The following is an 11,739-nucleotide window of genomic DNA, read 5'->3' on the forward strand; positions in this document are numbered from 1 at the left end:
TGAGGTGAGCGGGCTCCTTCATCCCGCTCACCGCATCCAACCACCCTCCCGTGCCCGAAGATGGGGGCATGCGGATCCTCCTGGCCGGCGCGTCCGGCTTCCTGGGCACCCGGCTGGCCGACCACCTCACCGCGGACGGCCACCGGGTGACCCGCCTGGTCCGGCGGCCGGCGCGCACCGGCGACGAGCGGCAGTGGAGCCCGACGGCCGCGCAGCTCGACCCGGCGGTGGTCGCCGACGCCGACGCCGTGGTCAACCTGGCCGGCGCGGGCGTCGGTGACAGGCGGTGGAACGACGCGTACCAGAGGCTGATCAGGTCCAGCCGGGTCGACTCGACCACCACCCTCGCCATCACGATCGCGGGCCTGCCGGCGGCCGACCGGCCGACGGTGCTGCTGAACGCCTCGGCCGTCGGCTGGTACGGCAACACGGGCGACCGGGTGGTCGAGGAGGACGCCCCGGCGGGCGAGGGCTTCCTCGCCGACGTGTGCCGGGTCTGGGAGGCGGCCACCCGTCCCGCCGAGGACGCCGGGGTGCGGGTCGTCCGGCTGCGCACCGGGCTGCCGCTGCACCGCGACGGCGGGCTGCTCAAGCCGCAGCTGCTGCCGTTCAGGCTGGGCATCGCCGGGAGGCTGGGCAGCGGGCGGCAGTGGCTGCCGTGGATCTCGATGGCCGACTGGCTGCGCGCGGCGCGGTTCCTGCTGGACCGCGACGACGTGGCCGGGGCGGTCAACGTCGTCGGCCCCGCCCCGGTCACCAACGCCGAGTTCACCCGGGAGCTGGCCCGCCAGGTGCGCCGCCCGGCGATCGTGCCGATCCCGGCGCTGGCCCTGAAGGTGGCCCTGGGCGGCTTCGCCCAGGAGGCGCTCACCAGCGCCCGGGTGCTGCCCGCCGTCCTGACCCGGGCCGGCTTCGCGTACCACCACCCGGACCTGCCGAGCGCCCTGCACGCCGCCCTCAACGACTGAAAGGAAGGGCCCCCTGCTAACGCTTTCTGCATAGCAGGGGCCCCCTGCAATCAAGCGGGTCAGCAGCCGAGCACCCAGTAGCCGGGGGCGGTCTGCTTCAGCGTCGACGTGTAGAAGACGTTGTAGAGGCCCATCCGCTGGTTGCTGCCGAGGGCGTACGCGTAGCCGCCCGACTGGTAGGCGCGCCCGGCGGCGACGTGGGCGTAGTTGCTGGCGGTGACGCACGTGGGCGACCCGGTCGGGGCGGGCGACGCGGTGGGCGAGGCCGTCGGCGAGGCCGTGGGCGACGCGGTGGCCGTCGGGGTCGGGCTGGGCGACGCGCCGCCGCCGTCGAGGCCGAAGAAGAGCGCGTCGCGGTACGTCGAGCAGATCGTGTCGAGGAAGTACGCCGCCGCGGCGCCGCACTGGTCGACGCCGGCGCCGGGGTCGACGGGGGTGCCGTGGCCCATCCCGGCGACCCGGTAGAGACGGATGGCGTCGTCGCCGTACACCTCGAGGCTGGTGCCGGCGGGCAGCGACGCCGTGCCGGTGGGGGTCTGCGCCACGCCGAGCACGTTGGTCCACTGGTCGCGCGACTCGACGGCGTTGGCCGGCACGACCGTACTGTCGGAGGTGCCGTGCCAGATGGCCACCCGGGGCCGGCGGCCGGCGTAGCCGGGGTACGCGGCCCGGACGAGGTCGCCCCACACGGTGGGGGTCTTGTCGACCCCGCTGTACTGGCAGACGCTGGTGGAGGCGGGCGGCGAGCAGCGGTAGGGCAGGCCGGCGATGACCGAGCCGGCGGCGAACAGCTCCGGGTACGCGGCGAGCATGACCGAGACCATCGCCCCGCCCGCCGACAGCCCGCTGATGGCGATGCGGCTGCCGTCGAGGCCGTAGGTGGTCTTCGCGTACGCGACCATCTGCGCGATCGACGCCGCCTCGCCCTGGCCCCGGGCGATGTCGCCTTCGGTGAACCAGTTGAAGCAGCTCAGCGCCTGGTTGGCGGCGGACTGCTGCGGCACGATCAGGGCGAACTTCCACTGGTCGGCGTACTTCTGCCAGCCGGAGTTGGCGACGTAGCCGGCGGCGTTCTGGGTGCAGCCGTGCAGCAGGACGACGGCGGGCGCGTTGGCCGGGAGGCCGTCGGGCCGGTAGGCGTACATGGCGAGGTTTCCGGGGTTGACGCCGAAGCCGGTGACCTGGGTGAGGGTGGCGGCCCGGGCGGGCGCGGCGACGACGGCGACCAGGGCCGCCGCGGCGAGCGCGGCCCCGGCGACCGCCCCGGCGAGCCGGGTGAGCGAAGTGGTGGAGCGGCGCACGACGACCTCCTGTCGCGGATTGTGAACTGAGTCACTTCCGAGTTGCCGCGAGGTTACGTCCGCGTTTCCTCCCGCCGACATGGCCGCCGGTCACACATTCGCGTCCGTCGACGTGTGCCCGTGTCGCCCCGGCGTGCCCAGATCCGGTTGGTAACGTCCGCTGCGTGCCGTCCTCCCCGCCCCCGGCCGCCGGAACTCCCCCCGCCCCCGCCGTCGCCCCCGGCCGCCGCCGCGACCGGCGCGCCGACGCGCTCTTCGCGGTGGCCGCGCTGGCCCTCGCCGGCTGGGTCACCAGCGGGCTGTGGCTGGGCCCCGACCAGCGGGTGATCACCGTCAACTCCAGTGACCAGGCGCTGTTCGAGTGGCTGCTCGCCTTCGGCGGGCACGCGCTGACCCACGGGCAGAACCCGCTCTTCACGACCCTGCTCAACGTCCCCGACGGGGTGAACCTCGCGGTCAACACCTCGATCACCGTGTACGCGGCCGTGTTCGCGCCGCTGACGTACCTGATCGGGCCGCCCGCGACGTTCCTGGTGATCCTGACCCTCAACCTCGCCGCCACCGCGCTGGCCTGGTATCTGCTGCTGTCCCGGCAGCTCGTGCGCAGCCGGCTCGCGGCGGGCGTCGGGGCGCTGTTCGTGGCGTACTCCCCCGGGATGGTGTCGCACGCCAACGCCCACCTGAACTGGACCGCCGGGTGGCTGGTGCCGCTGCTGCTGTGGCGGGTGTTCGCGCTGCGCGAGCCGGGGCGCTGGCTGCGCAACGGCGTCGTGCTCGGCGTCACCGTCGCGGTCGCCTTCTCCATCGCCGCCGAGGGGCTGTTCTTCACCGCCCTCGCGCTCGGCGTGTTCCTGCCGATCTGGGCGCTGCACCCCGACCGGCGGGCGCAGGCCCGCGCCGCGTTGCCCGCCTTCGCGCGCGGGCTGGGCGTGACCGCGCTGACCGCCGGGGTGCTGCTGGCGTACCCGCTGTGGCTGCACTTCGCCGGCCCGCAGCGCTTCCACGGCACCGGGTTCGACCCGGTCATCCACGCCGAGGACATCGCCGCGTACGGGGCGTACCCGCGCCGGTCCCTGGCGGGCGAGGCGGGGCTGGGCACCTCGCTCGCGCCCAACCCGACCGAGGAGAACTCGTTCTTCGGGGTGCCGCTGCTGCTGCTCGCCGCCGGCTGCCTGGGCTGGCTGTGGCGGCGGGACCGGGCCCTGCGGGCCACCCTCGCCGCCCTCGGCGGCACCGCCGTGGTGTTCGCCGTGCTCTCCTGGGGGCCCCGGGCCAAGTGGGCCGGCCGGCACACCGACACCCCGCTGCCGTTCCTGCTGCTCGACAACCTGCCGGTGGTCAACGCCGCCCTGCCCGCCCGGCTGGCCCTGATCGTGGCCCCGGTGCTCGGGGTGCTGCTGGCGTACACCGTCGACCGGCTGCGGGCCGACCCCCCGCGCCGCCGGGCCGCGCGGGCCGCCTGGGGGCTCGGCCTCGCGGCGGCGCTGCTTCCGCTGCTGCCCACGCCGCTGTTGACCAGGGTCCGCGAGCCGGTGCCGGCGTTCATCACCGCCGGCACCTGGAAGGAGTACGTCTCCCCGGGCGGGACCCTCACCCCGCTGCCGCTGACCCTCGACGTGACTCCGGACGGGCAGCGCTGGCAGGCGTACGCGCTCGCCCACCGGCAGGGTGAGTTCCGCCTCCCGGCGGGGTTCTTCCTCGGCCCCGGCGGCCCGGACGGCCGGGGCCGGATCGGGCCGCCGCCGCGCACCTTCGACACGCTGATGGACCAGGCCGGCCGCACCGGGCTCGTCCCGATCGTCACCGAGGGCAGCATCCGGCTCTCCCTGGCCGACCTGCGGTACTGGGGGGTCGAGGTGGTGGTCCTCGCCGACCGGGTGGAAGGCGCGAAGTACGACCTCGACGAGGACGCCCTGCGCCGCACCGCCACCGCCCTGCTCGGCCCACCGCAGCGCGTCGACGACGTGTGGCTGTGGCGGGTGCCACCGGCCTGACCGGCGGGTACGGGACTAGGCTGGTGGGCGTGACCGCGACGATTCCGGGGCTGACCGCCGTCCGTGCAGGGGTGCTCGACTACCAGGCCGCGTGGGACGAGCAGCGGCGGCTGCACGAGGCGGTGGTGGCAGGCGAGCGCGGCGACACGGTGCTGCTGCTGGAGCACCCGAGCGTCTACACGGCCGGCAAGCGCACCGAGCCGTGGGACCGGCCGCTGGACGGCACCCCCGTCGTCGACGTGGACCGCGGCGGCAAGATCACCTGGCACGGCCCGGGGCAGCTCGTCGGCTACCCGATCGTGAAGCTGCCCGACCCGGTCGACGTCGTTGCGTACGTGCGCCGCACCGAGCAGTTGCTGATCGACGTCTGCGCCGAGTTCGGCCTCGCCGCCGACCGGGTCGAGGGGCGCAGCGGCGTCTGGGTGCCCGAGGACGACCGGGGCCCGGCCCGCAAGGTCGCCGCCATCGGCATCCGGGTCGCGCGCGGGGTCACCCAGCACGGCTTCTCGATCAACTGCGACTGCGACCTGACCTACTTCGACCGGATCGTGCCCTGCGGCATCCGCGACGCCGGGGTCACCTCGCTCACCGCGGAGCTGGGCCGCCCGATCACCGTGGCCGACGTGCTGCCGGTGGTGGAGCGCCACCTGCCCACGCTGGTCACGCTCTAGGCACGGGTCACGCTCTAGGCTCGGCGGGTGCAGATCGACCTCGTCACCCTCGTCGTCGCCGAGTACGACCCGGCCATCGCCTTCTTCACCGAGGTCCTCGGCTTCGAGCTGATCGAGGACTCCCCCGCGCAGACCACCGACGGCCGCCCGAAGCGGTGGGTGGTGGTCCGCCCGCCGGGCGCGCAGACCGGCCTGCTGCTGGCCCGCGCCGACGGCGAACGGCAGGAGGCGGCGGTCGGCGCCCAGACGGCCGGGCGGGTCGGCTTCTTCCTGCGGGTCGACGACTTCGACGCCGCCCATCGCCGTCTCGCCGACGCGGGCGTGGAGTTCCTCCGGCCGCCGCGCGCCGAGCCGTACGGCCGGGTGGCCGTCTTCCGCGACATCGCCGGCAACCCGTGGGACCTGCTCGGCCCCTGATGCGGGCCCCCGGCGCGGCGCGGGTCGGCGCGAATCGGGCGTCTGCGCGGCGGGTCCCGGGCCGCAACGCTATGCACTCAACGTGACCGACGCCCTCCCACCCACACCCCGTTCCCTCCCCTTTGCTCTGCACCCACATGCGCAGCGGTAACGGATGGTGGCCGTTGCGTATGTGGGTGCAGAGCAAAGGGCCGGAAGCGGGTCTTGTGGGGTGGGGAAGGTAGGCCAGGTCAGCAGCCTCAACCTGAGGCGCGGCCGGGATGGCCGCACCTCAGGAGCCCGGGCGCGTCACTCAGGGTCACATGGGCCGCGAGATCGGCGAGTCGTCACCGTGGGTAGCCGCCAGGCGGGGCGGGCGCGTCAGGGGGTGAGGCGGTGCAGGTCGCGGGGGAAGGCCGTGACCTCGCGGACGTTGGCCGCGCCGACCAGGCGGGCGACGAAGCGAGCGCGGCCCGGAACCCGGCCACCGCCGCCGCCGCGACGCGCAGCGCCGCCGACCGACGCGGATGGCGCAGGGCGACGGGGGCGTGGTCGAGCTGGGTGGGCAGGGTCGCCGCCAGCGCCGTTCTTCCCGCAGCTCGGGAGGGTCTTCGCGCGCCGTCGCCAGACCGCCTCGCAGCGTTCGGCGGCTCTCTGGACTGGCGGGGCGGCGCGCTACTCGGCTCCGTCGCAGCTTTGCGGGCACGCTAGCAGCCGGACGCGACGGTGTAACGGGGTTTACGGCGATCGCGGTGGGCGGGGTCACAGGAAACGGGAGGTGACGGGCGTCGCGTCCCGTTCATCGACGGCCGCCGTCGGGCGTAGGCTCGGTTTTGTGACGATCGAGCACGCCGCGTCGACGACGCCGACGACGACCGAGCAGCCGACGACCAGCCCCGCCTCGCGTACCGCGACGGTCGCCCCGGAGGGGCGACGCCTGCTGCGCATCGAGGCGCGCAACGCCGAGACGCCGATCGAGCGCAAACCGCCGTGGATCAAGGTGAAGGCCAAGATGGGGCCGGAGTACACCCAGTTGCGCGGGCTCGTCTCGCGCGAGGGGCTGCACACCGTCTGCCAGGAGGCCGGCTGCCCCAACATCTACGAGTGCTGGGAGGACCGGGAGGCCACCTTCCTCATCGGCGGCGACCAGTGCACCCGGCGCTGCGACTTCTGCCAGATCGACACGGGCAAGCCGGCCGAGTTTGACGCCGACGAGCCGCGCCGGGTCGCCGAGTCGGTGGTGTCGATGGGCCTGCGGTACGCCACGATCACCGGCGTCGCCCGCGACGACCTGCCCGACGGCGGGGCCTGGCTGTACGCGGAGACGGTGCGCCAGATCCACGCCCTCCAGCCCGGCTGCGGGGTGGAGCTGCTGATCCCCGACTTCAACGCGGTCCCCGAGCAGCTCGCCGAGGTGTTCGGCGCGCGCCCGGAGGTGTTGGCGCACAACGTCGAGACGGTGCCGAGGATCTTCAAGCGGATCCGGCCGGCGTTCCGCTACGAGCGGTCGCTGGACGTGATCCGCCAGGCCCGCGCCGACGGGCTGGTCACCAAGAGCAACCTGATCCTCGGCATGGGCGAGGAGCGGGCCGAGGTGTCCCAGGCGCTGCGGGACCTGCACGACGCCGGCTGCGAGCTGATCACCATCACGCAGTACCTGCGCCCGTCGCCCCGGCACCACCCGGTGACCCGGTGGGTCAAGCCGGAGGAGTTCGTGGAGCTGCGCGAGGAGGCCGAGGAGATCGGCTTCGCCGGGGTGATGAGCGGGCCGCTGGTGCGCTCGTCGTACCGGGCCGGGCGGCTCTACCGGCAGGCCCTCGACGCCCGCGGGGCCGTCCGCGCCTGACCCGCGACGCCGTGCGCGCCCGGGCGACGCCCCACGGGCGCTAGATCCACCTGTTCGGATGATGTCCCAACAAACGGGGCGGCTATTGCCATCGATACGTCGATGGTGGTGAATTTAGTCATGCCCCTGCCGCACACCGTCATCATCGGCGCCGGTCCCGCCGGCCTCACCGCCGCGTACGAGCTGACTCGACGCAACGCCCCCGTGGAGGTGGTGGAGGCCGACGACGTCGTGGGCGGGATCAGCCGCACCGTCGAGCGGGACGGGTGGCGGTTCGACATCGGCGGGCACCGGTTCTTCACCAAGGTCGCCCGGGTCGAGGAGTTCTGGCACGAGGTGCTGCCCGACGGCGACTTCCTGCTGCGTCCCCGGATGAGCCGGATCCACTACCGGGGCAAGCTGTTCGACTACCCGCTGCGGGCCGGCAACGCGCTGGGCAACCTGGGCATCGTCGAGGCGGTGCGCTGCGTCGGGTCGTACGTGTGGGCGCGGCTGCGGCCACCGGCGGACCAGAGCCACTTCGAGGGCTGGGTGTCGGCCCGCTTCGGCACCCGGCTGTACCGGATGTTCTTCAAGACGTACACGGAGAAGGTCTGGGGTTTCCCGGCCACCGAGCTGCAGGCGGACTGGGCGGCCCAGCGGATCCGCAACCTGTCCCTGGCCGGCGCGGTGCGCAACGCGCTGCTGCCCCGCCGGGCCCGCGCCGACATCACCAGCCTGATCGAGGAGTTCCAGTATCCGAAGCTCGGCCCGGGGATGATGTGGGAGCGCTGCGCCGAGCTGGTCGTGAAGGCCGGCGGCACGGTGACGATGGGCACCTCGGTGACGCGGGTGCACCGGGCCGACGGCCGGGCGGTCGCGGTGACAGTGGCGGGCCCGGACGGCGAGCGCCGCGTCGAGGCCGACCACGTGATCTCCAGCATGCCGCTGCCGGAGCTGGTGCGGGCCGTGGACCCGCCGGCCCCGTCGCCGGTGCTGGCCGCCGCCGACGCGCTGCGGCACCGCGACTTCCTGACGGTGGCGCTGGTGGTGCCGGCCGACGCCGGGTTCCCCGACAACTGGATCTACGTGCACACCCCGGGGGTACGGGTGGGCCGGATCCAGAACTTCGGCTCCTGGTCGCCGTTCCTGGTGCGGGACGGGTTCACCTGCCTCGGGCTGGAATACTTCGTCGACGAGGGCGACGACCTGTGGGAGTCGGCCGACGACGACCTGGTCACCCTGGGCACGGCCGAGCTGGAGGCGCTCGGGCTGGTCCGCCCCGGCGCGGTCTCGGCCGGGTACGTGGTGCGGATGCCGAAGGCGTACCCGGTGTACGACTCCGGGTACGAGCAGGCCGTCGAGATCATGCGCGACTGGCTGGCCGAGGCGCTGCCGAACGTGCACCCGGTGGGCCGCAACGGCATGCACCGCTACAACAACCAGGACCACTCGATGCTCACGGCGATGCTGACCGTGGAGAACATCCTCGACGACGCCGGCCACGACGTGTGGGAGGTGAACGTGGAGGAGGAATACCACGAGCAGGCGGGCGCGTCGTCGGCCGGCGGGCGGCACGGCACGGGCCGGGCCGCCCCGGTGCTGCCCCGCCGCCCCTGACTCCCGGGCGCGGATCAACGGGGCGGGCGGCGACCACCTAGACTCTGCGGCATGGCGAAGCCCCAGGAGAAGGTCTCGTTCGGCCAGCGGCTGAAGCAGATCGGGATGGTGTTCCAGTTCACCGCCAAGCAGGACAGGTGGTTCGCTCCGCTGGCCGCCGGCGCGGTGCTGATCCCGCTCGCGCTGACCGTGGTCGCGGTGCTCCTCTGGGGCTGGCTGTGGCTGCCGCTGGGCATCCTGGTCGCGCTGCTCGCGCTGCTGATCGTGCTCAACCTGCGGTCCAACAAGGCGATGATGAACGCCGCCGAGGGGCAGCCCGGCGCGGCGGCGCAGATCATGGAGAGCATGCGCGGCGACTGGCGGGTGTCCCCGGCGGTCAGCGCGACCACGCAGATGGACATGGTGCACCTGGTGATCGGCCGCCCCGGCGTAATCCTGCTGGCCGAGGGCAACCCGCAGCGGGTCCGCGGCCTGCTGGGGCAGGAGAAGCGGCGGCTGGCCAAGGTGATCGGCTCCGCGCCGTTGCACGACTACGTGATCGGTCAGGGCGAGGGTGAGCTGCCGATCCGCAAGCTGCGGATGACGCTGATGCGGCTGCCGCGCGCCCTCAGCGGCAAGGACGTCAACGCCCTCGACAAGCGGCTCAAGGCGCTCACCGCCCGCCCGCAGATGCCCAAGGGCGCGATCCCGAAGAACATGCGCCCGCCGCGCGGCGCGTTCCGGCAGACCCGGGGCCGCTAACGCCCGGCCCGGTTGCGGCCCTGCCGGCCCGGCTCGCGGCGATCAGCGGCTGCGTGGCGCGGCGGCGATCACCGCACCGGTGAGGCGGTCGTGCAGGCCGCGGCGGTGCTCGTCCATGATCAGGGCCGGGACGACCAGGGCGAGCAGGAGCCCGCGCAGCAGCGCCCGGGCCAGGCCGATCCGGCCGCCGTCGGCCCAGGACAGGCAGCGGATCCGGGTGACGTACATGCCGGGGGTCTGTGCGAACAGGCCGAGGAAGAAGCCGTACTCGACGATCAGCACCGCGACGGGGGCCCAGCCGTCGCGGACCGGGTCGGCGAAGAAGTTGGACACCAGCAGGCAGAGCACCCAGTCGATCACCAGGGCGCCGAACCGGCGACCCAGGGTGGGCGGCACGAACGCGGGGTCGACGGCGGGCGGCGCGGGAGGCTGCGGCATGGTCACGACCGCCAAGGGTAGTCAGGGACGGGTACGTGGCCGGAAGCCCCGTCGTCGAACCGGGCAAAGAGTGTCGTTCTGCGGCACATCGCCGCGCCGGGTATCGTCCGAACGGACATCGGACGGCGACTGACCGGCGCTTATGACGCAGCGCGAGCGACGTAACACGACAGAAACACAGCAGATACGGCCGGGCAACCGCACGGTCATAGCGTCGCCAACAGCCAGCCACCCGTGGACGTGCCAGGAGGACGTGTGTTCGCCAATCCCGAGGAACTGCTGCGATACCTCAAGAACGAGGACGTGAAGTTCGTCGACGTACGTTTCTGTGACCTGCCCGGCGTGATGCAGCACTTCAACCTGCCGGTGGAGTCCTTCGACGACAGCGTCTTCAACGACGGCCTCGCCTTCGACGGGTCGTCGATCCGCGGCTTCCAGGCGATCCACGAGTCGGACATGCTCCTGCTCCCGGACGTCGCGACCGCCTTCATCGACCCGTTCCGCGCGCAGAAGACCCTCGCGCTCAACTTCTTCATCCACGACCCGTTCACCCGCGAGGCCTACTCGCGGGACCCGCGGAACGTGGCGAAGAAGGCCGAGGCGTACCTCGCCGCGAGCGGCATCGCCGACACCGCCTACTTCGGCGCCGAGGCGGAGTTCTACATCTTCGACTCGATCCGCCACGAGACCTCGGCCCACCAGTCGTTCTACTACATCGACTCGATCGAGGGCGCCTGGAACACCGGCCGCGAGGAGCCGGGCGGCAACCGCGGCTACAAGACCGCGTACAAGGGCGGTTACTTCCCGGTCCCGCCGGTCGACCACTACGCCGACCTGCGCGACAGCATGGTCCGCCGCCTGGTCGAGGCCGGCTTCACCGTGGAGCGCTCGCACCACGAGGTCGGCACCGCCGGCCAGTCGGAGATCAACTACAAGTTCTCCACCCTGCTGCACTCGGCCGACCAGCTCCAGCTCTTCAAGTACCTGATCAAGAACGAGGCCTGGACCAACGGCAAGACCGCGACGTTCATGCCGAAGCCGCTCTTCGGCGACAACGGCTCGGGCATGCACACCCACCAGAGCCTGTGGCTCAACGGCGAGCCGCTGTTCTACGACGAGACCGGCTACGCCGGCCTGTCGGACACCGCCCGCTGGTATATCGGTGGCCTGCTGCACCACGCCCCGTCGCTGCTGGCGTTCACCAACCCGACGGTCAACTCGTACCGTCGCCTGGTGCCCGGCTACGAGGCCCCGGTGAACCTGGTCTACTCGCAGCGCAACCGCTCCGCCTGCACCCGCATCCCGGTGACCGGCAGCAACGCGAAGGCCAAGCGCGTCGAGTTCCGCGTGCCGGACCCGTCGAGCAACCCGTACCTCGCCTTCTCCGCGATGATGATGGCCGGCCTCGACGGCATCAAGAGCAAGATCGAGCCGCCGGCGCCGATCGACAAGGACCTGTACGACCTGCCGCCGGAGGAGTGGGGCTCGGTCAAGCAGGTTCCGGGCTCGCTGCCCGAGGTACTCGACGCCCTCGAGGCCGACCACGACTACCTGCTCGACGGCGGCGTCTTCACGCCGGACCTGATCTCCACCTGGGTGGAGTGGAAGCGGGCCAACGAGGTCGACCCGGTGCGCCTGCGCCCGACCCCGCACGAGTTCGCCATGTACTTCGACTGCTGAGCACTGCGGACTGCTGAGAACTGCGGACTGCTGAGCCCTCGGGCCGGCACCTCCTTCAGCACCGGCCGGGCCGGTTCCGCCGCACGCGGAACCGGCCCGGCCGCT

General features: G+C 72.8%; 10 protein-coding genes. 8 read left to right on the forward strand and 2 right to left on the reverse strand.

Annotated elements, in window-relative coordinates; translation table 11 throughout:
• Positions 1–68 precede the first annotated feature (68 nt).
• Positions 69–968: a TIGR01777 family oxidoreductase gene (locus ACFYWL_RS16265; protein WP_386973016.1), complete on the forward strand. Its 900-nt coding sequence runs from the start codon at positions 69–71 to the stop codon at positions 966–968.
• A gap of 59 nt (positions 969–1,027) precedes the next feature.
• Here ACFYWL_RS16265 and ACFYWL_RS16270 read toward each other — a convergent pair whose 3' ends face one another.
• Positions 1,028–2,269, reverse strand: a complete 1,242-nt coding sequence (locus ACFYWL_RS16270) for a PHB depolymerase family esterase (protein WP_386973019.1) — start codon at positions 2,267–2,269, stop codon at positions 1,028–1,030.
• A 164-nt stretch (positions 2,270–2,433) separates the two neighbouring features.
• Here ACFYWL_RS16270 and ACFYWL_RS16275 point away from each other — a divergent pair, with 164 nt between their 5' ends.
• From ACFYWL_RS16275 to ACFYWL_RS16300, 6 genes are all read left to right on the forward strand, one after another.
• Complete coding sequence (locus ACFYWL_RS16275; protein WP_386973022.1) at positions 2,434–4,263, forward strand: DUF2079 domain-containing protein; 1,830 nt, start codon at positions 2,434–2,436, stop codon at positions 4,261–4,263.
• Positions 4,264–4,292: 29 nt separating this feature from the next.
• Positions 4,293–4,934 (forward strand): lipoyl(octanoyl) transferase LipB, encoded by a 642-nt coding sequence (gene lipB, locus ACFYWL_RS16280; RefSeq protein ID WP_386973025.1) that lies wholly within the window; start codon positions 4,293–4,295, stop codon positions 4,932–4,934.
• A 27-nt stretch (positions 4,935–4,961) separates the two neighbouring features.
• Positions 4,962–5,351 (forward strand): VOC family protein, encoded by a 390-nt coding sequence (locus ACFYWL_RS16285; RefSeq protein ID WP_386973028.1) that lies wholly within the window; start codon positions 4,962–4,964, stop codon positions 5,349–5,351.
• Between the two features lie 757 nt (positions 5,352–6,108).
• Positions 6,109–7,176, forward strand: coding sequence for a lipoyl synthase (gene lipA / locus ACFYWL_RS16290; RefSeq protein ID WP_386973031.1), 1,068 nt, complete (start codon positions 6,109–6,111; stop codon positions 7,174–7,176).
• A 120-nt stretch (positions 7,177–7,296) separates the two neighbouring features.
• Complete coding sequence (locus tag ACFYWL_RS16295) at positions 7,297–8,775, forward strand: NAD(P)/FAD-dependent oxidoreductase (RefSeq protein WP_386973033.1); 1,479 nt, start codon at positions 7,297–7,299, stop codon at positions 8,773–8,775.
• A 51-nt stretch (positions 8,776–8,826) separates the two neighbouring features.
• Positions 8,827–9,516 carry a DUF4191 domain-containing protein gene (locus tag ACFYWL_RS16300; protein ID WP_386973035.1) on the forward strand — a complete coding sequence of 230 codons (690 nt, stop codon included), beginning with the start codon at positions 8,827–8,829 and terminating at the stop codon, positions 9,514–9,516.
• A gap of 42 nt (positions 9,517–9,558) precedes the next feature.
• On the opposite strand, the gene ACFYWL_RS16305 is transcribed toward ACFYWL_RS16300, so the two are convergent.
• Positions 9,559–9,954, reverse strand: coding sequence for an RDD family protein (locus ACFYWL_RS16305; RefSeq protein ID WP_386973251.1), 396 nt, complete (start codon positions 9,952–9,954; stop codon positions 9,559–9,561).
• 255 nt (positions 9,955–10,209) lie between these two features.
• On the opposite strand from ACFYWL_RS16305, the gene glnA reads away from it, so the two are divergent.
• Positions 10,210–11,634, forward strand: a complete 1,425-nt coding sequence (gene glnA / locus ACFYWL_RS16310) for a type I glutamate--ammonia ligase (protein WP_386973038.1) — start codon at positions 10,210–10,212, stop codon at positions 11,632–11,634.
• Positions 11,635–11,739: the final 105 nt, after the last annotated feature.

Source organism: Micromonospora sp. NPDC002575 (genome assembly GCF_042889525.1).
Taxonomy (GTDB): Bacteria; Actinomycetota; Actinomycetes; order Mycobacteriales; family Micromonosporaceae; genus Micromonospora; species Micromonospora carbonacea.

Bases quoted from the DNA above. Each gene is read 5' to 3' on its own strand.
- ACFYWL_RS16265 (WP_386973016.1), top strand. From the start codon at position 69: ATGCGGATCCTCCTGGCCGGCGCGTCCGGCTTCCTGGGCACCCGGCTG.
- ACFYWL_RS16295 (WP_386973033.1), top strand. From the start codon at position 7,297: ATGCCCCTGCCGCACACCGTCATCATCGGCGCCGGTCCCGCCGGCCTC.
- ACFYWL_RS16300 (WP_386973035.1), top strand. From the start codon at position 8,827: ATGGCGAAGCCCCAGGAGAAGGTCTCGTTCGGCCAGCGGCTGAAGCAG.
- ACFYWL_RS16305 (WP_386973251.1), bottom strand. From the start codon at position 9,954: ATGCCGCAGCCTCCCGCGCCGCCCGCCGTCGACCCCGCGTTCGTGCCG.